This window comes from Streptomyces cylindrosporus, from assembly GCF_022698165.1.
Lineage (GTDB): Bacteria > Actinomycetota > Actinomycetes > Streptomycetales > Streptomycetaceae > Streptomyces > Streptomyces cylindrosporus.
This window is the reverse complement of the sequence record NZ_JALDAY010000005.1, coordinates 678034-699996: the sequence shown is the minus strand read 5'-3', so window position 1 is coordinate 699996 and position 21963 is coordinate 678034. Positions and strand designations below refer to the sequence as shown.

Genomic DNA, 21963 nt, shown 5'->3' with positions numbered 1-21963 from the left:
GACGGCGGGCGGAAGCGAAGTCTCGGGGTCTCGGTATACGGGCGGCCGAAACCGCCCGTACACCCCTACAGCTTTACGCGCTGCGGTCGAGGGCGCGCAGCGAGCGGTCGGTGATCGAGCGGGCGCCGCGGCCGATCGCGATGGTGCCGGACTGGACCAGCTCCTTGATGCCGTACGGCTCCAGCATCTTGAGCATGGCGGACAGTTTGTCGCTGGAGCCGGTGGCCTCGATCGTGACGGCCTCCGGGGAGACGTCCACGGTCTTGGCGCGGAACAGCTGGACGATCTCGACGATCTGGGAGCGCGTCTCGTTGTCGGCCTTGACCTTCACCAGAACGAGTTCACGGTGGACGGCCTGGGCCGGCTCCAGCTCGACGATCTTCAGCACCTCGACGAGCTTGTTGAGCTGCTTGGTGACCTGCTCGAGCGGCAGCGCGTCGACGCTCACCACGATCGTGATGCGGGAGATGTCGGCGTGCTCGGTCACCCCGACGGCGAGCGAGTCGATGTTGAAGCCGCGGCGGGAGAAGAGGGCCGCGATCCGGGCGAGGATGCCCGGCTTGTTCTCCACCAGGACGGAGAGCGTGTGCTTGGACATGATCTTTTACGTCTCTCTCGCTCAGTCGTCTTCGTTGTCGCCGAAGTCGGGGCGGACGTCCCGGGCGGCCATGATCTCGTCGTTGGAGGTGCCGGCGGCGACCATCGGCCACACCATGGCGTCCTCGTGGACGACGAAGTCGACGACGACGGGCCGGTCGTTGATGGAGTTCGCCTCTTCGATGACCTTGTCGAGGTCGTCCGGGGACTCGCAGCGGATGGCGTGGCAGCCCATGGCCTCCGACAGCTTCACGAAGTCGGGGACGCGGGTGCCGCGGGCGTCCGGGTTGACGTCCTCGGGCCCGGAGTGCAGCACGGTGTTGGAGTACCGCTGGTTGTAGAAGAGGGTCTGCCACTGGCGGACCATCCCGAGGGCGCCGTTGTTGATGATGGCGACCTTGATCGGGATGTTGTTCAGGGCGCAGGTGGTGAGTTCCTGGTTGGTCATCTGGAAGCAGCCGTCGCCGTCGATCGCCCAGACCGTCTGGTCCGGGGCACCGGCCTTGGCGCCCATCGCGGCCGGGACCGCGTACCCCATCGTCCCGGCGCCGCCGGAGTTGAGCCAGGTCGCGGGCTTCTCGTACTGGACGAAGTGGGCGGCCCACATCTGGTGCTGGCCGACGCCCGCCGCGAAGATCGTGCCCTCGGGCGCGAGCTGTCCGATCCGCTCGATGACCTGCTGCGGGGAGAGGGTGCCGTCCTCGGGCAGGTCGTAGCCGAGCGGGTAGGTGTCGCGCCAGCGGGACAGGTCCTTCCACCAGGCGCTGTAGTCGCCCTGCTGGCCCTCGCTGTGCTCCTTCTGCACGGCCTGGATCAGGTCGGCGATGACCTCGCGGGCGTCACCGACGATCGGCACGTCGGCGGCGCGGTTCTTGCCGATCTCCGCGGGGTCGATGTCGGCGTGGACGATCTTGGCGTGCGGGGCGAAGCTGTCCAGCTTGCCGGTGACGCGGTCGTCGAAGCGGGCTCCGAGGGCGACGATCAGGTCGGCCTTCTGCAGCGCGGTGACGGCGGTGACCGCACCGTGCATGCCCGGCATTCCCACGTGCAGCGGGTGGCTGTCGGGGAACGCGCCGAGCGCCATCAGGGTGGTGGTGACGGGCGCTCCGGTGAGTTCGGCGAGGACCTTGAGCTCGGCGGTGGCCTGTGCCTTGATGACACCGCCGCCGACGTAGAGGACGGGCCGCTTGGCGGCGGTGATGAGCTTGGCGGCCTCGCGGATCTGCTTGGCGTGCGGCTTGGTCACCGGGCGGTAGCCGGGCAGGTCCATGACCGGGGGCCAGGAGAAGGTGGTCTTCGCCTGGAGGGCGTCCTTGGCGATGTCGACCAGGACCGGTCCGGGGCGGCCGGTGGAGGCGATGTGGAAGGCCTGCGCGATGATCCGCGGGATGTCCTCGGCCTTGGTGACCAGGAAGTTGTGCTTGGTGATCGGCATGGTGATGCCGACGATGTCCGCCTCCTGGAAGGCGTCCGTGCCGATCGCCTTGGAGGCCACCTGCCCGGTGATCGCCACGAGCGGCACCGAGTCCATGTGGGCGTCCGCGATCGGCGTGACCAGGTTGGTCGCGCCCGGGCCCGAAGTGGCCATGCAGACGCCGACCTTGCCGGTGGCCTGCGCGTAGCCGGTGGCCGCGTGGCCGGCGCCCTGCTCGTGCCGGACCAGGACGTGGCGCACCCGGGTGGAGTCCATCAGGGGGTCGTACGCGGGAAGGATCGCACCGCCGGGGATGCCGAATACGGTGTCGGCCCCGACCTCCTCGAGAGAGCGGATGAGGGACTGCGCACCCGTGACGTGCTCGGGGGCGGACTGCTGTCCTCCGGATCGGGGCCGCGGCTGCGGATGGTGGGCCCCGGTGGCCTGCTCGGTCATCGTCAGTCTCTTCTCGATGCTGAGGGTTTTTGCGAGGTTTGTGCGGGGTTCTGCTGCGGTTCGGCGGGTGCCTGTGCAACAAAAAACCCCTCGTGCCGTAAGGCAAGCGAGGGGAGCGCGCCGGGAGTGGTCGCTGGGAGTTCCGGGTCCGTCCGGACGTCACCAGCTTCAGCCGACGCGCTTTCCAAGTACGAGAATTCGGGTGCGCATGGCACTGACCCTCCCCCCGACGCGCACCACGTGTCAAGTGGGTGGGACGGGAGTCTCATTATGTGAGCGCAGTCCAGTTCCGCCTCCCAGGACGGCCGGTACCCCACTTGTGTACACCGATGAGCCGCCGCCCGCGAACGCGGGCTCGATCGGCCCGTGCGGCACGGGATAGCGGCCGGATCCGAGCGCCCGCCGCAGCCGGTACTCGTCCAGCGGTGCGGAGAACGCCATGCCCTGGCCGTGGGTGCAGCCCATCGCCCGCAGGGCCACCACCTGCTCGGGCAGGTCCACGCCGTCGGCCACGGACTGCAGCCCCAGGTCGGTGGCGATTCTGAGCAGCCCGCTGGTGATCTTGTGCAGCCGGGCGGACTCGACGACGCCCTCGACCAGGCTGCGGTCGAGTTTCAGCACGTCGACGGGGAGTCTGCGCAGCGCGGTGATCGCCGCGTACCCGCTGCCGAAGCCGTCCAGGGCGATCCGCACGCCGAGCCTGCGCAGGGCGCCGAGCCTGCGCTCCAGCTCGTCCAGGGAGATCCGCGGGTCGGTGTCGGACACCTCGATCACCAGCGAGCCGGACGGCAGCCCGTGCCGGGTCAGCAGCGCCTCGATCGAGCCGAGCGGCATCGACCGGTCGAGCAGCCGCCGCGCGCTCATCCGCACCGCCACGGGCACGGCGAGCCCCGTCGCGGTCCGCTCGGCGGCCTGCTCCACGGCCTCCTCCAGGATCCAGCGGCCCAGCTCCTGCGTCTTGTCGCTGTCCTCGGCGACCCGCAGGAACTCGGCAGGGGTGAACAGCACCCCCTGCGAGGACCGCCAGCGCGCCTGCGCCTCGACCGACGTGATCCGGCCGTCCTCCAGACAGACCACGGGCTGGTGCAGCAGCGCGAACTCGCCGTCGTGCAGTGCGGCCCGCAGCCGCGTGGCCAGCTCCGCCTTTCGTACGACGTCCTGCTGCATCTGCGGTGCGTACAGCTCGACGCGGCCCTTGCCGGCCCCCTTGGCGCGGTACATGGCGAGGTCGGCGTTGCGCAGCAACTCGCCCGCGCCCAGGCCCGGTTCGGCGAAGGCGACGCCGATGGACGCGGCGACGCGGACATCGTTGCCGTCGATGAGGTACGGCTGCGAGAGCGTGATCCTGAGGCGGTCGGCGAGCTCCAGGATGTGCCGTTCGCGTGCGGAGCGGTCACGGGTGCCGTCTCCGACGATCAGGGCCGCGAACTCGTCGCCGCCCAGCCGGGACGCGGTGTCGCCCTGCCGGACCGCGTCCTGGAGTCTGCGGGCGGCCTGGACGAGCAGCTCGTCCCCGGCCTGGTGCCCGATCGTGTCGTTGACGGCCTTGAAGCCGTCGAGGTCGATGAAGAGGACGGCCGTACCGCGCAGGGACACCCGGTCGGCGGCCCGGCGGCCGGACAGGGCCTGCTGGACGCGCTGGGTGAACAGGGCGCGGTTGGGCAGGTCGGTGAGCGGGTCGTGCTCGGCGTTGTGCTGCAACTGTGCCTGCAGCCGCACTCGTTCGGTCACGTCCCGGCTGTTGAAGATGAGGCCGCCGTGGTGGCGGTTGACGGTGGACTCGACGTTGAGCCAGCCCCCGCCGCCGGACCGGAAGCGGCATTCGATGCGGGTGGTGGGTTCCTCCTGGGGGCTGGCGGCGAGGAAGCGGCGCACCTCGTGCACCACGCAGCCCAGGTCCTCCGGGTGGATGAGATTGGCCAGTTCGGTGCCCACCAGCTCCTCGGCGGGCCGTCCGTAGACCCCGGCGGCGGCCGGGGAGACGTACCGGAGGATGCCGTTGGGCGCGGCGATCATGATGACGTCGCTGGAGCCCTGCACCAGGGAGCGGAAGTGGTTCTCCTTCTGCGCCAGTTCCTGGGTGAGGGTGATGTTGTCGAGCAGCATGATGCCCTGGCGGACCACGAGGGCGAGCACGACGGTGCCGCCGGTGATCAGCACGACGCGGTCGACGCTGCGGCCGTTGAGGACGTTGTAGAGGATCCCCAGGGTGCAGACGGCGGCGGCGAGGTAGGGCGTGAGGGCGGCCAGGGAGCCGGCGATGGGCCGGGCGGCCGGGTAGCGGCCGCTCTCTCCTCCCGGGGCGGGGGTGTGGTGCTGGTGGCCGCCGCCGCGCTGACCGGGCAGGTGCTCGTGCACCACGCGCGTGTGCCCTTCGGCGTCCTGCACGTCCGCGTGCCGGGAGGCGGACCAGGGCGCGTACGCGAGGAGCAGCGAGCCGGCGAACCAGCCCGCGTCGAGCAACTGGCCCGAGTGGTACCTGTTGTGGAGCAGGGGCAGGCTGAACAGGGCGTCGCACATGACCGTCAGCGCGAGGGCGCCGATGGCGGTGTTGACGGCCGCGCGGTTGGCCACCGAGCGCCTGAAGTGCAGCGCCAGCACCACGCTGACCAGCGCGATGTCCAGCAGGGGGTACGCCAGCAGCAGCGCGGTGTGCGCGACGCCCGTCCCGTCGGACTCGGCCGTCTTGGCGAGGGCGAGGCTCCAGGAGATCGTCAGCAGCGAGCCGCCGATCAGCCAGGCGTCCAGGGCCAGGCAGACCCAACCGGCCTTGGTCACCGGCCGCTTGGCCAGCACCAGGAGTCCCACGATCGCGGACGGCGCGAAGCACAGGAAGAAGAGGTCGGCATAGCTGGGCGAGGGGACGTCCTCGACCAGGACGACCTCGTACCACCCCCATACTCCGTTGCCCAGGGCCACCATCGCCGAGGAGAGCGCGAAGAGCAGCCAGGCGGATCGAAAGCGGACGCAGTGCCTACGGGCGTAGAGGAAACAGGACACGGCTGCGGCGCCCGCTGCGGCGCTCAGCCCGAAGTCGCCCATGACATCGGCGAGTTTCTCCGAACCCCAGCCGAGCGCGGAACCGACGGCGTATCCCGCGCAGACCAGGGCCAGAAGGAGTTGGTGGACCAGGCTCCTGCCGCCGCCGGCGAGCGGCCGGCGGGGCGGGAGCGTCCCCGTCGAAGGCTGCGCCCGCAGCACTCCGTCCAGGGTGGTCGTGGCAGGCGGCGGCGAGCTCACCGGGCCCTCCAGGTCCGCGCCGCTCCCGGGTCCCTCGGGTCCCGGTGCGCTGGATGGGCATGCCCCCTGCGGCTGCTGTGCCTGCGGTGGTGATGGCTGTGCCGGCAGCCGTGGCCGCCGTGATGACCCCGTCTGCGCGCGGGTGAACGCCAGGGTCGCCGTCGGCGGCCCCGCCGCGTCGGATCGTTCGTCCATAGGCCGTGCATCGCCCGTCGCCCCCCTCACAGTCTGAAATGTCCATCCCCGGCGCCGAACGGTGCGCGGCGCAGCCCCTGTCGGGACGATACACCAGTCTCGTCACTCAGGGACATAGTTCCTCTACGCTCCGTGACGACCAGCGAGGATGCGGGCACGCAATGCGTCCGGAAGGTTGCGGAGGGTACCGGAAACGGATTGCGCGCCTGTTGCGCCCGTCCCGCGGATCGCGCGCCGGACGCTCAACTCATCGGTGTCACGCGCTGTTTGCGCCTGTCGTAAGGATCACGTTTCCGAGGGGCTCCCGGTTCACGAAACGTGTCAGCTGGTTCACGAGGAGTCGCTTCGCGCGCGGCAGGAAGGCGGACGTCGGTCCGCCCACATGGGGGCTGATGAGTACGCCGGGCGCCCGCCACAGGGGGTGTTCGCGGGGCAGGGGTTCGGGGTCGGTGACGTCGAGGGCGGCGGTGATACGGCCGCTCTCCACCTCGGCGAGCAGCGCCTTGGTGTCGACGACGGGGCCGCGGGAGACGTTCACCAGGAGCGCGCCGTCCTTCATGCGGGCGAGGAAGTCGGCGCCGGCCAGGCCGCGGGTGGACTCGGTGAGGGGCGTGATCAGGACGACGACGTCCGCCTCGGGGAGCAGCGCGGGCAGGTCGGTGAGTGGGTGCACGGGGCCGCGCGCCGTGGTGCGCCCGGAGCGCGCGACGCGCGCCACCCGCGCGACCTCGAAGGGCACGAGCCGGTCCTCGATCGCGGATCCGATCGAGCCGTACCCCACGATGAGCACGTTCTTGTCGGCGAGCGCGGGCCGGAACCCGCCGAGCCACTCCCCGCGCTCCTGTGCCCGCACGAAGTCGGGCACCCCGCGCAGCGAGGCGAGGATCAGCGTGAGCGCGAGCTCGGCGGTGCTCGCCTCGTGCACCCCGCGCGCGTTGCACACCTGAACGCCCGGTCGCAGGTCGGAAAGGTTCGGCAGCAGAGCGTCGATCCCGGCGGACAGCGTCTGCACCACCCGCACGGAACTCAGCCGTGCGAGGGGGCGTACGGCGACCTCCGCGGGCTTCATGTAGGGGACGACGTAGTAGACGCAGTCGGCGGGGTCGGCGGGGTACTCCTCCCCGCCGTCCCAGAAGCGGTACCGCGGGCCCTCGGGAAGCCCCTCGATCTCCTCGGCCGGGATGGGAAGCCACACGTCAGCAGTCATGCAAGGAGGCTATGTCAGGCCGCCGTGGACCAAGAGGTTAGGTTGGGGGCTCGGCAGAGGGAGGGTCACGGGCAGGTGGAGCGCAGGACGATCGGCGCGAGGGCACTCGCGGTGGGGGCCGTCGGCCTCGGGTGCATGCCGATGAGCTGGGCGTACAGCGCGTCGCGGCAGCGGGGCGAGGAGTCGCTCAGGGCGGTGCACCGGGCGCTGGACGCGGGCTCGACGCTCCTCGACACCGCCGACATGTACGGCCCGTTCACCAACGAGCTGCTGCTGGGGCGGGTGTTGAAGGAGCGGCGCGCGGACGCCTTCGTGTCGACGAAGGTGGGCCTGCTGGTCGGCGAGCAGCACATCGTGGCCAACGGCCGCCCCGGCTATGTGAAGCGCGCCTGCGACGCCTCCCTGCGCCGGCTGCAGACCGACGTCATCGACCTCTACCAGCTGCACCGGGCGGACCCGGAGGTCCCCGTCGAGGAGACGTGGGGTGCGATGGCGGAGCTCGTACAGGCGGGAAAGGTACGGGCGTTGGGGCTGTGCGCGGTGGGCGCGCGCGGCGGGCGCCGCTCGGGCGGGCGGCTGCACGACGCGACGGTCAAGCAGCTCCAGCGCGTTCAGCAGGTGTTCCCGGTGAGCGCGGTCGAGGCCGAGCTGTCGGTGTGGTCGCCCGAGGCCCTGGAGACGCTGCTGCCGTGGTGCGCGGCCCGCGGCGTCGGCTTCCTGGCCGCGATGCCGCTCGGCAACGGCTTCCTGACCGGCACCCTCACCCCCGGCGAGGGTTTCGAACCGGACGACCTGCGCGCCCGCCACCCCCGCTTCACCGCGGAGATGATGGCCGCGAACCAGCCGATCGTCGCGGGCCTGCGCCGGATCGCCCGCCGGCACGGCGAGGACGTCACGCCCGCCCAGGTGGCGCTCGCCTGGGTGCTGGCGCAGGGCCGGCACGTGGTCCCGGTGCCGGGCACCAAGCAGGAGCGGTGGGCGGCCGAGAACGCGGCGGCGGCCGACCTGTCCCTGACGGCCGAGGAACTGGCCGAGGTGGCGGACCTGCCGGGCGCACGGGGATCCTGGGACTGACACCCGCCGACCGCGACCTCGAAGCACCGACTGCGGCCTCGGGCATACGGCGCTCGGCCGCCCCGGGCGTACGGTGCTGGGCCGCCCCGGGCGTCCGGTGACCCGAACGGCGGTCGCGGGACCGAAACCGAGCGGTCGCCGCGGCGTCCCTGATTCGGGGGCCGAGGATCGGGAACCTGCGCGCCGCGAGCGGTGTAAGACAAGTAGAACCTGCCGCTGGACCGCCCCGCCGAAGGGACCAAGACCGTGCTACGACGAGCTGTGCCGGCCCTACTGGCCGCGACCGCACTCCTGCTGACGGCCGGCTGCTCCTCCGACGGAGGAGGATCACCCGGCGACGAGGGCAGCACGCCACCGGGCAGTACGACGGCCGACTCCTCGCCGTCGGCACAGGCGGCCGAGCAGGCCCCGCCCGCCAAAGGCTCGGTGAAGGTGCTGCGCACGGTCACCACGGGGTTGAACACCCCCTGGGGCATCGCCCCGCTGCCCGACGACAGCGCCCTGCTCGTCGCGTCCCGGGACCAGGGGACGATCACCAAGGTCGACGTGAAGACCGGCAAGAAGACCGAGCTGGGCAAGGTGTCCGGCGTCTCCGCGGCCGGCGAGGGCGGCCTCCTCGGCCTCGCCCTCTCCCCGGACTACGCCTCGGACCACATGGTCTACGCGTACTTCACCTCCGCCTCGGACAACCGCATCGTCCGCATGCTGTACGACACGAAGAAGCCGGCCGGCGAGCAGCTCGGCGCACCGGACACGATCTTCAAGGGCATCCCCAAGGGCTATATCCACAACGGCGGCCGGATCGCCTTCGGCCCGGACAAGATGCTGTACGCGGGCACCGGCGAGAGCGGCGACCGCGGCTTGGCCCAGGACAAGAAGTCCCTGGGCGGCAAGATCCTCCGCATGACCCCGGAGGGCGAGCCGGCCCCGGGCAACCCGTTCCCGGACTCCCCGGTGTACACCTACGGCCACCGCAATGTGCAGGGCCTGGCCTGGGACCCCGAACAGCGCCTGTTCGCCTCGGAGTTCGGCCAGGACACCTGGGACGAGCTGAACGCGATCAAGCCGGGCGACAACTACGGCTGGCCGGACGCCGAGGGCAAGTCCTCGGATGCCAAGTACCACAACCCGATAGCCCAGTGGCACACCGACGACGCCTCCCCCAGCGGTATCGCCTACGCCGAGGGCTCCATATGGATGGCGGGCCTGAAGGGGCAGCGCCTGTGGCGCATCCCGCTGAAGGGCACGGTGGCCTCGGCGGCCCCGCAGGCCTTCCTGGAGGGCAAGTACGGCCGCCTGCGCACGGTGGTCTCGGCGGGCGGCGACAAGCTGTGGGTGACCACCAGCAACACGGACGGCAGGGGCACACCGAAGAGCGGGGACGACCGGATCCTGGAGCTGGAGGTGAGGTAGGGCCCGTCATTCCTCGGTGGCGTCCGGGTCGGCGTCGGCGTCGGACTCGCTCGGCTTCGGCCGGCGGACGACGACCTTCCCGGACTCCAGGTCTATCGGCCCGCGCCCGGGGTCGTTGTCGCCCACGTCCTCGCGGGTCAGTTCCAGGCGCTTCTTCTCCTCGTGGGTGTGCTTGCGGCCCGGTGCGAAGAGCTCCTCGAACATGTTGAACACGGTGCCTCCCCTGTAGGTCCCCTACCGTGCCGGGCCGAGGGCGTCGACGGTGAACAGGCCGAGCCTGTGAGCCACCGCCGCCGCCTCTCCCCTCCCTGAGACGCCGAGCTTGCCCAGAATGTTCGACACATGGACGCTCGCCGTCTTCGGGGAGATGAAGAGCTCCTCGGCGATCTGGCGGTTGGTGCGGCCGGCGGCGACCAGGCGCAGCACGTCCCGCTCCCGGCTGGTGAGGCCGAGCGCCTCGGCCGGGTCGGCGGACCGCTGGTCCGGGACGCGGGTCAGGGCGAGGCGGGCGCGCTGGGCGAGCAGGGCGACGGAGTCGGCGAGCGGGCGGGCGCCGAGGTGCTCGGCGACGGCGTGGGCGAGGCGGAGCAGTTCCCGGGCTCGGTCGCGTTCGTCGTCGCCCGGGGACGCCGTGAGGAGGGCCGCGGCGAGGCGGTGGCGGACGCGGGCGAGGTCGTAGGGGCGGTCCAGGCGCTCGAAGGCGGTGACCACGTCCGACCAGGTGTCGGCGGTGTCCTGGCCCTCGGCGCGGGCGAGTTCGGCGCGGACCCACCGTTCGTGGGCGAGCCAGACGGGGGCGCCGGTGGTGAGCTTCTTGGCGGCCTTCAGGATGCGCGCGAGTGCCTCGGCGCGGCCCTGCGCGGCGACGGGCAGCGAGCGGGCGTCGGCCTCGGCGGTGGCGGCGGCGAGAAGCAGCGGCCAGCCGTAGCGGGCCGTGCCGGGCGGGAAGCCGGCGGCCAGGGCGCGGTCGATCTCGGCGCGGACGTCCACCAGGCGGCCCTCGCCGGCCGCTACGCCGATCGTGATGCGGGCCAGGGGCACGGACTGCTGGGGCATCGTGTCGTGGGTGCCGAGGTAGTCGCGGGCGGCGGTCAGTTGGCGGGCGGCCTCGGCCAGATCGCCCCGGCCCAGGGCGAGATGGGCCAGGCAGAGGGCACCGGCGCCCTGTGGTTTCGCGCTGTGGCCCACCCGCAGGGCGTTCCTGGCGGCGTCGGCGGCCTCGTCCCAGCGGCCGAGGAAGTACAGGGACTTGGAGAGGTTGCCCCACACCCACGCCTCGGTGTCCAGGAGACCGAAGCGCCGGGTGAAGGGGATGCCCTCCTCCAGGAGTGCCACGGCTTCGGCGTCCCGGCCGACGCCTTCGAGTTCGGAGGGCAGGTTCACATAGGCCCGGCCGGCGACATGGGCGACGCCCTCCTCCAGGGCCCGCTCCCTCACCTCGTTCATCTCCGCGAGGCCCGCGTCGAGGGCGCCCGCGTCGACGGTGAGGCCGCCGAGGGTGAGGCGGGCGTTCAGTTCGATCTCGCGGGCGCCGACCATACGCGCGTACTCCACCGCTCGCTCCGCGGCCGACAGGGCCTCGGGGCCGGGTTCGTGGAGCATGGACCAGTTGGCGACGTTGGCGAGGACCTCGGCGTGCACCTCGGAGGGCGGCAGGCCGCGTACCAGCTCCTGTGCGGTGTCCAGTTCCTTCCAGCCGTCGCCGCGGGCCAGCGCCTGCACCAGCCGGGAGCGCTGGACCCAGAACCAGGCGGCGCGCAGCGGGTCGCCCTCGTCCTCCAGCAGGTGGAGGGCGCGCTTGGTGATCTTAAGGGCGCGTTCGCGCTCCCCGGAGAGCCGGCCGGCGACGGCGGCCTCGGCCATGAGGTCGAGGTAGCGCAGCGGGGTGGTGGCGGGGTCGCAGCCGCAGGGCGGGTAGACCTCGGTGTAGTCGACGGGGCGCAGTTCGTCGCGGACGCTCTCGGGGGCCGTGTCCCACAGCTCCATCGCCCGTTCCAGGAGCCGGAGTTGTTCGCTGTAGGCGTTGCGGCGGCGGGCCTCGACGGAGGCGTCGAGGACGGCGGGCAGGGCCTTGGCGGGGTCGTGCGCGTGGTACCAGTAGCTGGCCAGGCGCATGACGCGCTCGTCGGCGGGGACCAGCGTGGGGTCCGCCTCCAGGGCCTCGGCGTAGCGGCGGTTGAGGCGGGAGCGCTCGCCGGGCAGCAGGTCGTCGCCGACGGCCTCGCGGACCAGGGAGTGGCGGAAGCGGTAGCCGTCGCCGGCCGGGGTGGCGAGCAGGATGTTGGCGTTCACCGCGGCCCGCAGCGCCTCGATGAGGTCGTCCTCGGCGAGCCGGGCGACGGCGGCGAGCAGCCGGTACTCGACGGTGGAGCCGCCCTCGGCGACGATCCGGGCGACCCGCTGGGCGCTCTCGGGCATCCCCTCGACGCGGACCAGGAGCAGGTCCCGGAGGGAGTCGGTGAGGCCGGCGCGGCAGCCCTCGGTGGCGCAGACGGCGAGTTCCTCGACGAAGAAGGCGTTGCCGTCGGAGCGTTCGAAGATGTCGTCGACCTGGCCGGGGTCGGGTTCGGCGGCGAGGATGCCGGCTATCTGGCGGCCGACCTCCTCTCGGTTGAAGCGGGCGAGTTCGATGCGGCGGACGGTGCGCAGGCGGTCGAGCTCGGCGAGCAGGGGGCGCAGCGGGTGGCGGCGGTGGATGTCGTCGGCGCGGTAGGTGGCGAGGACGACGAGGCGGCCGGTGCGCAGGGTGCGGAAGAGGTAGGCCAGCAGGTGGCGGGTGGAGGCGTCGGCCCAGTGCAGGTCCTCCAGGGCGACGACGACGGTGCGGTCGGCGGCGACGCGCTCCAGGACGCGGGCGGTGAGTTCGAAGAGGCGGGCCATGCCCTCCTCGTCGTGCCGGCCGGCTGCTTGGGCGGTGATGGTGTCGCCGATCTCGGGGAGCAGCCGGGTGAGTTCCTCCTCCTGTCCGGCGGCCGCGGCGGCGAGTTCCTCGGGCAGTTCGCGGCGCAGGGCGCGCAGGGCGGTGGAGAAGGGGGCGAAGGGCAGCCCGTCGGCGCCGATCTCGACGCAGCCGCCGAGCGCGACGACGGCGCCCTGGCGGCAGGCCGCGGTGGCGAACTCCTCGACCAGCCGGGTCTTGCCGACCCCGGCCTCCCCGCCGATCAGCAGGGCCTGGGGCTCGCCCGCGCCGGCTCGCGCGAGCGCCTCGTTCAGCGTGTGCAGCTCCTCGCCTCGGCCGACGAACACGGGACTGACGGACTTGGTCTCCACGAGCCCGAGCATCGCACGCGGGTCGGACAGTGCGGCACTCGTTTTCGCCGGGACGAGGCTCGGCCGGAGGGCATCGGCCCTCGCGAGGGCGCTTCCGGCCGCCGGATGGACGGCCGCCCCCGCCGCGGGCAGGTGCGGCAGGGGCGGAGTCGGGGGGTGTGCGGTCGTACGGCTGTCGTGTTCCTGAGGACGGCGCTTGGCTGCTTCCTGAGGACGGCCCTCCCCCGTGGGGCCGTCCTCCCTGAGCCGGGGGCTCATGCGGTGCGGGACCGCAGCCGACGGAGGCGTGGAGTATGGGACTCCTTCTCGGCTTCGTGGCGTGCGGCGCGGCGGGTGCGGGAGGCCTCGCGGGCCAGGCGCTCCTGCTCGGCGCGGCGGATGAGCTCGGCGGAACGGAGCTGGGAGATCTCGAACTCGTACATGGTGTGTCCCTCGTGAGAGTCGGTTTCCGGTGTCGCTTTCTGCGATGCCTCAACCTTCGTCTCCCAGGGGGGTGCGTCACATCGGGAGAGTTCCGCATCTTCGGGGGTGCGGGGGGCCTTAGACGCGCCGGAGGGGCCCCATGGGCTCCGTAAGGTGCTTACGGATGCCCTAAGGCCCCTCGTGACCTGCGGTGATTCAGCTGGCGGACGGCAGCCCGAGCAGGACGTCGGTGTACTTGAGAACGGCCAGGAGCAGGCCGATCACGCCGAGGACGACGCCGCCCCAGGAGACCGACTTGATCCAGGTGGCCTGCGGCTTGCCGGGGGCTCCGAACGCGGGCCGGGCCAGCACGACGACGCCGACGATCAGCGCGAGCAGGGCGAAGACGCCGCCCCACAGCGCGGTGGCCTGCCAGGCCTGGCCGTAGCCCTCGTCGAGCAGCTTGGCGACGCTGGAGGACGAGGAGCTCTGGGCGTGCAGCTGGCCGACCAGCTGCTGGCGCTCGGAGGCCACCGTGCCGATCCAGCTGCCGGTCAGCGAGACGAAGCCGAGCGCGGCGGAGACGACCGCTGCCGCGCCCTGGCCGACGCCGGTGGGGCCTTCCTCGTCGCCCTCGGAGCCGTTCTCGACAAGGTCGTCCTCGACGGACGCCTCCTCGTCGGTCTCGGCTGCGGTGGCGTCCACCGTCTCCTCGTCGGGCTTCACTTCGGTGGCCTCGGTCACGGCCTCGTCATCAGTCTTGGTGGTTCCCATACCTCGCACCGTACGGACGCTGGATGAGAGGTCTCTGAGTGATCGCGGAAGCGGTCCGCAGAGCCTCTGCCTATTGGTTGTGTGCGGCACGCCCGCGGGCTTCACGCCACTCCGGGGCCAGAATCGACCACACCTCCGAGTCGTGCCGCACCCCACCATAGGGGTACGCCTCCCGGTGCACGCCATCTCGCCTGAATCCGAGCTTCCGCGCAACGTTCAGGCTGGGCACGTTCCCCGAGGCGGCGATCCACTCGACGCGGTGGATGCCGCGTTCCTCGACCGCCCAGTCGATGAGGAATCGCATCGCACGCGTTATCAGTCCGCGACCCGTCGCGGCGGGCTCCAGCCAGCAGCCGACCTCCGCGTTGCCGGCGGCGGCGTCGAAGTTCAGCGTGAGGACGCCGCCGACGAGCTTTCCGTCCAGCCAGATGCCGTGGTACGAGCCGGTGTCGGCGGCGCGCATGTCGGCGTACCGCTGGAGTGTCTCGCGCGCGGTGGACACGTCCACGGCCTGCTGTCCGAACGGGATGAACTGCCCGATGAACTCGCGTCCGCGCTCCAGGTTCGCCAGGAACTCCTCGGCGTGCCAGGGCTCCAGGGGCCGCAGTTCGGCCCCGTCGTCACCCAGGGATATCGCGTACATCGCCCCGCTGCTCCTTCTCCAGTTCCGCCACGACGTCAGTGAGCCTCTCATGGGCGGCGCGGCACTCGGGCGGCTCGATGCTGATGCGGGGCAGGCGGGCGTCGAGCCAACGCGGCAGCCACCAGTTGGCGCCGCCGAGCATGTGCATGAGGGCCGGGACGAGCAGCGTGCGGAGCACGAAGGCGTCCAGGGCGACGGCGGAGGCGAGCGCGATGCCGAACATGGCGATCACGCGGTCGCCGCTGAGCACGAAGGCGAGGAAGACCGAGATCATGATGACCGCGGCGGAGTTGATGACGCGGCTGGTCTCGGCGAGGCCGACGCGGACGGCGCGCCGGTTGTCGCCGGTCTCCAGCCACTCCTCGTACATCCGGCTGACCAGGAACACCTGGTAGTCCATGGAGAGGCCGAAGAGGACCGACACCATGATCACGGGCAGGAAGGGCTCGATCGGGCCCGCGCGGCCGAGGCCCAGAAGTTCGCTGCCCCAGCCCCACTGGAAGATCGCGACGACGATGCCGAAGGCGGCGGCGACCGCGGCCACGTTCATCGCGGCGGCCTTGACCGGGATGCCGATGGACCGGAAGGCCAGCAGCAGGAGCAGACAGCCGAGGCCGATGACGACCCCGACGAAGAGGGGCAGCTTGCCGACGATGACGTCCGCGAAGTCGTCGTAGGACGCCGTCACACCGCCGACGTGCAGGTCGAGCGAGGTGCCGGTCTCGGCGCGCGGCAGCACCTCGGTGCGCAGCCGGTCGACGAGGTCGCTGGTCTTCTGCGACTGGGGTTCGGAGGTCGGGACGATCGTGAAGTACGCGGTGTCGCCGCCGGCGTCGTAGGTCACCGGCGTCACCGAGGCGACGCCCTCGGTGGTGCGGATGGTGGCGTCGAGGTTGTCGAGGGCGAGCTTGTCCTCGGCGCCGTCGACGCGCGTCACCACGGTCAGTGGCCCGTTGACGCCGGGCCCGAACCCGTCGGCCAGGAGGTCGTAGGCCTGCCTGGTGGTGGACGACGCGGGGTCGTTGCCCTGGTCGGAGGTGCCCAGGTGGAGGGAGAGCGTGGGCAGCGCGAGGACGGTCATCACGGCCAGCGCGACGATGCCGAGCGCCTTGGGGTGGCGCTCCACGAACGCGGACCACCGGTGCGCGAACCCGGTCGGCAGCTCGGGCTGCGGCCCGTGTTCCGCAAGCCGCCGCCGCTCGCGCCGGCTGAGGGCGCGCATGCCGATGAAGGACAGCAGGGCGGGCAGCAGGGTCACGGAGGCGGCGACCGTCAGGACGACCGTCAGCGAGGCGGCGATCGCGACGCCGTTGAGGAAGCCGAGCCGGAGGATCAGCATCCCCAGCAGGGCGATGCACACCGTGGCACCCGCGAAGACCACGGCCCGCCCGGTGGTCGCCACGGCATTGGTGACGGCCTCGGTGACCGACAGCCCACGTTTCAGCCCGCGCCGGTGTCTGGTCACGATGAACAGGGCGTAGTCGATGCCGACGCCGAGCCCGATCAGCATGCCGAGCATGGGCGCGAAGTCGGCGACGGTCATGGCGTGCCCGAGCAGCACGATGGCGCCGTAGGCGGTTCCGACGCTCACCAGCGCGGTGGCGATGGGCAGCACGGAGGCGGCGAGCGAGCCGAAGGCCAGGAACAGTACGGCGGCGGCCACGACCACCCCGACGATCTCCGCCACATGACCGCCGGCCGACTCGGTGAGGGCGACGGCGCTGCCGCCCAGTTCCACCTGGAGCCCGTCGGCCTCGGCGGCCTTGGCGGTGTGGACGACGGCCTCCGCCTCGGACTTGTCGATGTCCTCGGCGCCGTGTTCGAAGGTGACGGTGGCGTACGCGGTGTGCCCGTCGGCGCTGATCCGGCCGGCGCCCTGGCCGTCGTAGGGGCTGCTCACGGAGGCGACCCCGGGCAGGTCCGCGATCCGGTCGAGGGTGTCGGTCATCGTCTGCTCGACGTCGGCGGCGCGGACGCTGCCGGAGCTGGTGTGCCAGACGACGGTGTCGCTGTCGCCGCCGAGCCCGGGGAAGCCCTCCCGCAGCAGCTTGGTGGCGGTGCCGGACTCGGTGCCGGGGGCCTCGTAGTCGTTCGAGTACGCCGAGCCGGTGACGGCGGCGGCCGTGCCGACCCCGACGAGGAGGAGAAGCCACATCGCGACCGCGACGAGACGGTACCGAACACACCAGCGTGCAAGGGCTGCCACGAACCAGCTCCCGGGACAATATATGGATCTTTGACCGGGAACAGCCCGCAAAGAACGCATGAGCAAGGTGAGAACACTCTTGCAGGCAGAAGTGATCCTTTATGCCATTCGTGCGCCGATTCACAAGAGTGGGAGGCAGATCACAGGACAGTAACGACGACTCTGTCACCTCGGCCGGATCAGTCGAACTGGTCCCCCAGCGCCATCACCATCACCCCGACGATCAGCAGCCACAGTGCCCGCCGGGTGCGCCCCCGGGAGCCGAGCACCGCGGCCAGCGCGCAGACGGCGGCGCCGAAGCCGTAGGCGCCGGGCACCACGGCGGGCGCCGACCCGCTCAGCCGCAGCAGGGACGCGGCGAGGCCCGCCAGGGTCAGCAGCGTTCCCGTGCCGGCCGCCGTCCAGCGGGCCCGGCGGGCGTCGTAGGCCGTGTCCATCACGTCCTCGACGTCCCGTATCTCGGAATCATCTCGTCCGCTCATGGCGGGCGAGCCTAGCGCCTCCACCTGAGAAACCGGGTGCGCGGGGCCCCCGTTTGAAGGTACGACGGACCTCCTACGTATCCCCCTGCGCTGCCCCGGATTCCCAGGACCCAAGGAGCCCGCTCATCGTGACCGAACCCGCACTCGGCCAGTTGGACGACCGCCTGAACCACCCCAGCTACCCGCGCAGCAGCCAGTACGACGCCCGTTGGACCGTCGACAACCAGATGGGCCCGAACGCCCTGTGGCTGCTGGAATGGCTGGCCCCCGCCCTCGGCCTGGACACCCTGCGCCCCTGCGCGCGCGTGCTCGACCTGGGCTGCGGCCGGGCGATGACCTCGGTCTTCCTGGCCCGGGAGTTCCACGCCCAGGTCACCGCCGCCGACCTGTGGGTCGGGCCCGACGAGAACGCCCGCCGCATCGCCGAGGCCGGCTTCGCCGACCGGGTACAGCCGGTGCACACCGAGGCACACGACCTGCCCTTCGCGGAGGGCACCTTCGACGCGATCGTGAGCATCGACGCGTACCAGTACTTCGGCACCGCCGACCTCTACCTGCCCACCCTCGCCCGGCTGCTGAAGCCCGGCGGCCGGATCGGCGTCGTCATGCCCGCGGTCCGGGAGGAGTTGACGGGCGCCGAACCGCCGGAGCACCTCAAGCCCTGGTGGGAGCCCGACTTCTGGTGCTTCCACTCGGCCGACTGGTGGCGCCGCCACTGGACCCGCAGCGGTGCCGTCGAGGTCGAGACGGCCGACTGGCAGCCGGACGGCTGGCGGGACTGGCTGCTGTGGTGCGAGATCGTCGCCGAGGAGAGCCCGGAGGAGTTCCACCGCACGATGGCCCGCCGGGTCGGCGAGATGGTCCGCGCCGACGAGGGCCGCACGCTGGGCTTCGTACGGGTCGTAGGACGCCGCAAGTAACGCCCTGAGCAGAAAGGGTTACGGCCCCGGAGGGCATCCCTCCGGGGCCGTACCGCCTGTTCGTGCTCAGCCCTCGCTGACGCCCAGCTTCTCCAGGATCAGCTCCTTGACGCGGGCCGCGTCGGCCTGGCCGCGGGTGGCCTTCATGACCGCGCCGACCAGGGCACCGGCCGCGGCGACCTTGCCGCCGCGGATCTTGTCGGCGACGCCCGGGTTGCCGGCGATGGCCTCCTCGACGGCGGCGGTCAGCGCGCCCTCGTCGGAGACGACCTTCAGCCCGCGCTTGTCGACGACCTCGTCCGGGGTGCCCTCGCCCGCGAGGACGCCCTCGATGACCTGACGGGCCAGCTTGTCGTTCAGGTCACCCTTCGAGACCAGCTCGGTGACCCGGGCGACCTGCGCCGGGGTGATCGCCAGCTCGTCCAGGGACTTGCCCGACTCGTTGGCACTGCGGGCCAGTTCGCCCATCCACCACTTGCGGGCGGAGGCCGCGTCGGCACCGGCGTCGATGGTGGCGACGATCAGGTCCAGCGCACCGGCGTTGATGATCGCCTGCATCTCCACCGCGGAGACACCCCACTCGGCGAGCAGCCGGTTGCGGCGGGCCAGCGGCATCTCCGGCAGGGCCGCCCGGATCTCCTCGACCCACTCGCGCGAGGGCGCCACCGGGACCAGGTCGGGCTCCGGGAAGTACCGGTAGTCCTCGGCCTCCTCCTTCACGCGGCCCGAGGTCGTGGACCCCGTGTCCTCGTGGAAGTGCCGGGTCTCCTGGATGATCGTCCCGCCGGAGGACAGGACGGCCGCGTGCCGCTGGATCTCGAAGCGGGCCGCGCGCTCCACGGAACGCAGCGAGTTGACGTTCTTCGTCTCCGAGCGGGTGCCGAACTTCTCGGTGCCGTTCGGGCGCAGCGACAGGTTCACGTCGCAGCGCATCTGGCCCATCTCCATGCGGGCCTCGGAGACGCCGAGCGCCCGGATGACCTCGCGCAGCTCACGGACGTACGCCCGCGCGACCTCGGGAGCACGCTCGCCCGCGCCCTCGATCGGCTTGGTGACGATCTCGATGAGCGGGATGCCGGCGCGGTTGTAGTCCAGCAGGGAGTGGGACGCGCCGTGGATACGGCCGGTGGCGCCGCCGACGTGGGTCGACTTGCCGGTGTCCTCCTCCATGTGGGCGCGCTCGATCTCCACGCGGAAGGTCTCGCCGTCCTCCAGCTGTACGTCGAGGTAGCCGTTGAAGGCGATCGGCTCGTCGTACTGGGAGGTCTGGAAGTTCTTCGGCATGTCCGGATAGAAGTAGTTCTTCCGGGCGAAGCGGCACCAATCGGCGATCTCGCAGTTCAGCGCGAGACCGATCTTGATCGCCGACTCGACGCCGGTCGCGTTGACGACCGGGAGCGCGCCGGGCAGGCCGAGGCAGGTCGGGCAGGTCTGCGAGTTGGGCTCCGCGCCCAGCTCGGTCGAACAGCCGCAGAACATCTTGGTCCTGGTGCCGAGTTCGACATGGACCTCGAGGCCCATGACGGGGTCGTAGGACGCCAGCGCGTCCTCGTACGACACCAGGTCGGTCGTGGTGGTCACGGTGAAACTTCCCTCTCAGCCCAGCAGGACGTCGTCGTCGCCCAGCCGCTTCAGCTCGCGGTACAGGATGGCGAGGCCGGTGACGATCGCGACCGCGGAGACGGTGGCGTCGATCAGCCGCAGGGTGTCCTGCTCGGCGCGGGCCTTCTTGATCCTCTTGGCGACACCGATCGCGCCGAAGGCGGTGGTGGCGATGGACACGTACGTACCGGACTTGGACTTCTTGAAGTCCTGGGCCTTGGTCAGTGCCTTGGTCACAGCGACGGAGCCTCCTCGAGCAGCGGGTGCCCCCACTTTTCCACGAAGGCGGCCTCGACTGCTGCGCCGACCTTGTAAAGACGGTCGTCCTTCAGCGCCGGGGCGATGATCTGCAGACCCACCGGGAGGTTGTCCTCCGGGGCGAGACCGCAGGGCAGCGACATGGCCGCGTTGCCCGCGAGGTTGGTCGGGATGGTGCACAGGTCGGCCAGGTACATCGCCATCGGGTCGTCGGCGCGCTCGCCGATCGGGAAGGCGGTGGTGGGCGTGGTCGGCGACACGATCACGTCGACCTGCTCGAAGGCCTTCTCGAAGTCACGCGTGATGAGCGTGCGGACCTTCTGGGCGCTGCCGTAGTAGGCGTCGTAGTAGCCGCTGCTCAGGGCGTACGTGCCGAGCATGATCCGGCGCTTCACCTCGGGGCCGAAGCCTTCGGCGCGGGTGAGGGAGGTGACCTCCTCGGCGGAGTGCGTGCCGTCGTCGCCGGAGCGCAGGCCGTAGCGCAGACCGTCGAAACGGGCGAGGTTCGAGGAACACTCGCTCGGCGCGATCAGGTAGTACGCGGAGAGCCCGAGGTCGAAGGAGGGGCAGTCCAGCTCGACGATCTCGGCGCCCAGCTCCTTGAGGAGGGCGACGGACTCGTCGAAGCGCTGGATGACGCCGGCCTGGTAGCCCTCGCCGCGGAACTGCTTGACCACACCGACGCGCATGCCCTCGACGCTGCCGTTGCGGGCGGCCTCGACGACCGGCGGGACCGGCGCGTCGATCGACGTGGAGTCGAGCGGGTCGTGGCCGGCGATGACCTCGTGGAGCAGCGCCGCGTCCAGGACCGTACGGGCGCACGGGCCGCCCTGGTCGAGGGAGCTGGAGAAGGCGACCATGCCGTACCGCGACACGGCCCCGTACGTCGGCTTCACGCCCACCGTGCCGGTGACGGCGGCCGGCTGGCGGATGGAGCCGCCGGTGTCGGTGCCGATGGCGAGGGGGGCCATGTGCGCGGCCAGCGCGGCGGAGGAGCCGCCGCCGGAGCCGCCGGGGATCCTGGTGAGGTCCCAGGGGTTGCCGGTCGGGCCGTACGCGCTGTTCTCGGTGCTGGACCCCATGGCGAACTCGTCCATGTTGGTCTTGCCGAGGATGACGACGTCGGCGGCCTTGAGGCGCTTGGTGAGGGTGGCGTCGTAAGGCGGGATCCACCCTTCCAGGATCTTCGAACCGACGGTCGTCGGGATGCCCTCCGTGGTGAAGATGTCCTTGAGCGCGAGCGGAACCCCGGCCAGCGGGCCGAGCTTCTCGCCGCGCTCCCGCTTCTCGTCGACGGCACGGGCCTGCGCCAGGGCGCCCTCGCGGTCGACGTGCAGGAAGGCGTGCACCTTCTCGTCGACGGCCTCGATACGGGCGAGGTGGGCCTCGGTGACCTGTACGGCCGTGAGCTCACCGGAAGCGATCCTCGCGGCGGTCTCGGCCGCGGTCAGCTTGATGATGTTGACGTTGTTGTCCGTCATGACTTCTTAGTCCTCCCCCAGGATCTGCGGCACCTTGAAACGCTGCTGCTCCTGGGCCGGGGCGCCGGAGAGCGCCTGCTCGGGGGTGAGCGACGGACGGACCTCGTCCGCCCGCATGACGTTCGTCAGCGGGAGCGGGTGCGAGGTCGGCGGTACGTCTTGGTCGGCGACCTCGCTGACGCGGGCCACCGCGCCGATGATGTCGTCCAGCTGTCCCGCGAAGTGGTCGAGCTCTTCGGGCTTCAGCTCCAGACGCGCCAGCCGGGCGAGGTGGGCGACCTCCTCGCGCGTGATGCCAGGCATGCAGCGTTCCTCTGGGGTGAGTGTGT

At 71.4% G+C, this 21963-nt stretch carries 18 protein-coding genes; 3 read left to right on the top strand and 15 right to left on the bottom strand.

Annotated elements, in window-relative coordinates; all coding sequences use genetic code 11:
• Positions 1-73 precede the first annotated feature (73 nt).
• From ilvN to MQP27_RS19480, 4 genes are all read right to left on the bottom strand, one after another.
• Complete coding sequence (gene ilvN, locus MQP27_RS19495) at positions 74-598, bottom strand: acetolactate synthase small subunit (protein ID WP_242766471.1); 525 nt, start codon at positions 596-598, stop codon at positions 74-76.
• A gap of 21 nt (positions 599-619) precedes the next feature.
• The gene (locus MQP27_RS19490; protein ID WP_242766470.1) at positions 620-2467 is read right to left on the bottom strand and encodes an acetolactate synthase large subunit; all 1848 of its coding nucleotides are present in this window, start codon (positions 2465-2467) and stop codon (positions 620-622) included.
• A gap of 243 nt (positions 2468-2710) precedes the next feature.
• Complete coding sequence (locus MQP27_RS19485; RefSeq protein WP_242766469.1) at positions 2711-5707, bottom strand: putative bifunctional diguanylate cyclase/phosphodiesterase; 2997 nt, start codon at positions 5705-5707, stop codon at positions 2711-2713.
• A 451-nt stretch (positions 5708-6158) separates the two neighbouring features.
• Positions 6159-7109, bottom strand: a complete 951-nt coding sequence (locus tag MQP27_RS19480; RefSeq protein WP_242766468.1) for a 2-hydroxyacid dehydrogenase — start codon at positions 7107-7109, stop codon at positions 6159-6161.
• 75 nt (positions 7110-7184) lie between these two features.
• On the opposite strand from MQP27_RS19480, the gene MQP27_RS19475 reads away from it, so the two are divergent.
• Together MQP27_RS19475 and MQP27_RS19470 are read left to right on the top strand one after the other, a co-directional pair.
• Positions 7185-8183: an aldo/keto reductase gene (locus MQP27_RS19475; RefSeq protein WP_242766467.1), complete on the top strand. Its 999-nt coding sequence runs from the start codon at positions 7185-7187 to the stop codon at positions 8181-8183.
• 261 nt (positions 8184-8444) lie between these two features.
• Entirely contained in the window at positions 8445-9596 is a 1152-nt protein-coding gene (locus tag MQP27_RS19470; protein WP_242766553.1) for a PQQ-dependent sugar dehydrogenase, read from the top strand.
• Positions 9597-9602: 6 nt separating this feature from the next.
• Here MQP27_RS19470 and MQP27_RS19465 read toward each other — a convergent pair whose 3' ends face one another.
• From MQP27_RS19465 to MQP27_RS19435, 7 genes are all read right to left on the bottom strand, one after another.
• On the bottom strand, positions 9603-9809 hold the full coding sequence (locus tag MQP27_RS19465; protein ID WP_242766466.1) for a DUF6191 domain-containing protein: 207 nt from the start codon (positions 9807-9809) through the stop codon (positions 9603-9605).
• 21 nt (positions 9810-9830) lie between these two features.
• On the bottom strand, positions 9831-12878 hold the full coding sequence (locus tag MQP27_RS19460) for a helix-turn-helix transcriptional regulator (protein WP_242766465.1): 3048 nt from the start codon (positions 12876-12878) through the stop codon (positions 9831-9833).
• 242 nt (positions 12879-13120) lie between these two features.
• Positions 13121-13288 (bottom strand): hypothetical protein, encoded by a 168-nt coding sequence (locus MQP27_RS19455; protein WP_242766464.1) that lies wholly within the window; start codon positions 13286-13288, stop codon positions 13121-13123.
• Positions 13289-13484: 196 nt separating this feature from the next.
• Positions 13485-14042, bottom strand: a complete 558-nt coding sequence (locus MQP27_RS19450) for a hypothetical protein (protein ID WP_242766463.1) — start codon at positions 14040-14042, stop codon at positions 13485-13487.
• A gap of 70 nt (positions 14043-14112) precedes the next feature.
• Positions 14113-14685, bottom strand: coding sequence for a GNAT family N-acetyltransferase (locus tag MQP27_RS19445; protein WP_242766462.1), 573 nt, complete (start codon positions 14683-14685; stop codon positions 14113-14115).
• The gene (locus MQP27_RS19440; protein ID WP_242766461.1) at positions 14663-16891 is read right to left on the bottom strand and encodes an MMPL family transporter; all 2229 of its coding nucleotides are present in this window, start codon (positions 16889-16891) and stop codon (positions 14663-14665) included. Before MQP27_RS19440 ends, MQP27_RS19445 begins: the two co-directional genes overlap by 23 nt.
• Positions 16892-17070: 179 nt before the next feature.
• A complete protein-coding gene (locus MQP27_RS19435; protein ID WP_242766460.1) occupies positions 17071-17373 on the bottom strand; it encodes a hypothetical protein in 303 nt (100 codons plus the stop codon).
• 128 nt (positions 17374-17501) lie between these two features.
• On the opposite strand from MQP27_RS19435, the gene MQP27_RS19430 reads away from it, so the two are divergent.
• Complete coding sequence (locus tag MQP27_RS19430; RefSeq protein ID WP_242766459.1) at positions 17502-18293, top strand: SAM-dependent methyltransferase; 792 nt, start codon at positions 17502-17504, stop codon at positions 18291-18293.
• A 66-nt stretch (positions 18294-18359) separates the two neighbouring features.
• Here the strand turns inward: MQP27_RS19430 and gatB are convergent, their stop codons facing one another.
• The 4 genes from gatB to gatC are packed head-to-tail and all read right to left on the bottom strand — an operon-like array spanning position 18360 to position 21937.
• On the bottom strand, positions 18360-19874 hold the full coding sequence (gene gatB, locus MQP27_RS19425) for an Asp-tRNA(Asn)/Glu-tRNA(Gln) amidotransferase subunit GatB (RefSeq protein WP_242766458.1): 1515 nt from the start codon (positions 19872-19874) through the stop codon (positions 18360-18362).
• 15 nt (positions 19875-19889) lie between these two features.
• Positions 19890-20132 carry a hypothetical protein gene (locus MQP27_RS19420; RefSeq protein WP_242766457.1) on the bottom strand — a complete coding sequence of 81 codons (243 nt, stop codon included), beginning with the start codon at positions 20130-20132 and terminating at the stop codon, positions 19890-19892.
• Positions 20129-21634 carry an Asp-tRNA(Asn)/Glu-tRNA(Gln) amidotransferase subunit GatA gene (gene gatA / locus MQP27_RS19415; protein ID WP_242766456.1) on the bottom strand — a complete coding sequence of 502 codons (1506 nt, stop codon included), beginning with the start codon at positions 21632-21634 and terminating at the stop codon, positions 20129-20131. Before gatA ends, MQP27_RS19420 begins: the two co-directional genes overlap by 4 nt.
• Before the next feature lie 6 nt (positions 21635-21640).
• Entirely contained in the window at positions 21641-21937 is a 297-nt protein-coding gene (gene gatC, locus MQP27_RS19410) for an Asp-tRNA(Asn)/Glu-tRNA(Gln) amidotransferase subunit GatC (protein ID WP_018531282.1), read from the bottom strand.
• Positions 21938-21963 lie beyond the last annotated feature (26 nt).

Coding starts and splice junctions, on each gene's coding strand:
- ilvN (WP_242766471.1), bottom strand. CDS start 598: ATGTCCAAGCACACGCTCTCCGTCCTGGTGGAGAACAAGCCGGGCATC.
- MQP27_RS19490 (WP_242766470.1), bottom strand. CDS start 2,467: ATGACCGAGCAGGCCACCGGGGCCCACCATCCGCAGCCGCGGCCCCGA.
- MQP27_RS19480 (WP_242766468.1), bottom strand. CDS start 7,109: ATGACTGCTGACGTGTGGCTTCCCATCCCGGCCGAGGAGATCGAGGGG.
- MQP27_RS19460 (WP_242766465.1), bottom strand. CDS start 12,878: ATGCTCGGGCTCGTGGAGACCAAGTCCGTCAGTCCCGTGTTCGTCGGC.
- MQP27_RS19455 (WP_242766464.1), bottom strand. CDS start 13,288: ATGTACGAGTTCGAGATCTCCCAGCTCCGTTCCGCCGAGCTCATCCGC.
- MQP27_RS19450 (WP_242766463.1), bottom strand. CDS start 14,042: ATGGGAACCACCAAGACTGATGACGAGGCCGTGACCGAGGCCACCGAA.
- MQP27_RS19445 (WP_242766462.1), bottom strand. CDS start 14,685: ATGTACGCGATATCCCTGGGTGACGACGGGGCCGAACTGCGGCCCCTG.
- MQP27_RS19435 (WP_242766460.1), bottom strand. CDS start 17,373: ATGAGCGGACGAGATGATTCCGAGATACGGGACGTCGAGGACGTGATG.
- gatA (WP_242766456.1), bottom strand. CDS start 21,634: ATGACGGACAACAACGTCAACATCATCAAGCTGACCGCGGCCGAGACC.
- gatC (WP_018531282.1), bottom strand. CDS start 21,937: ATGCCTGGCATCACGCGCGAGGAGGTCGCCCACCTCGCCCGGCTGGCG.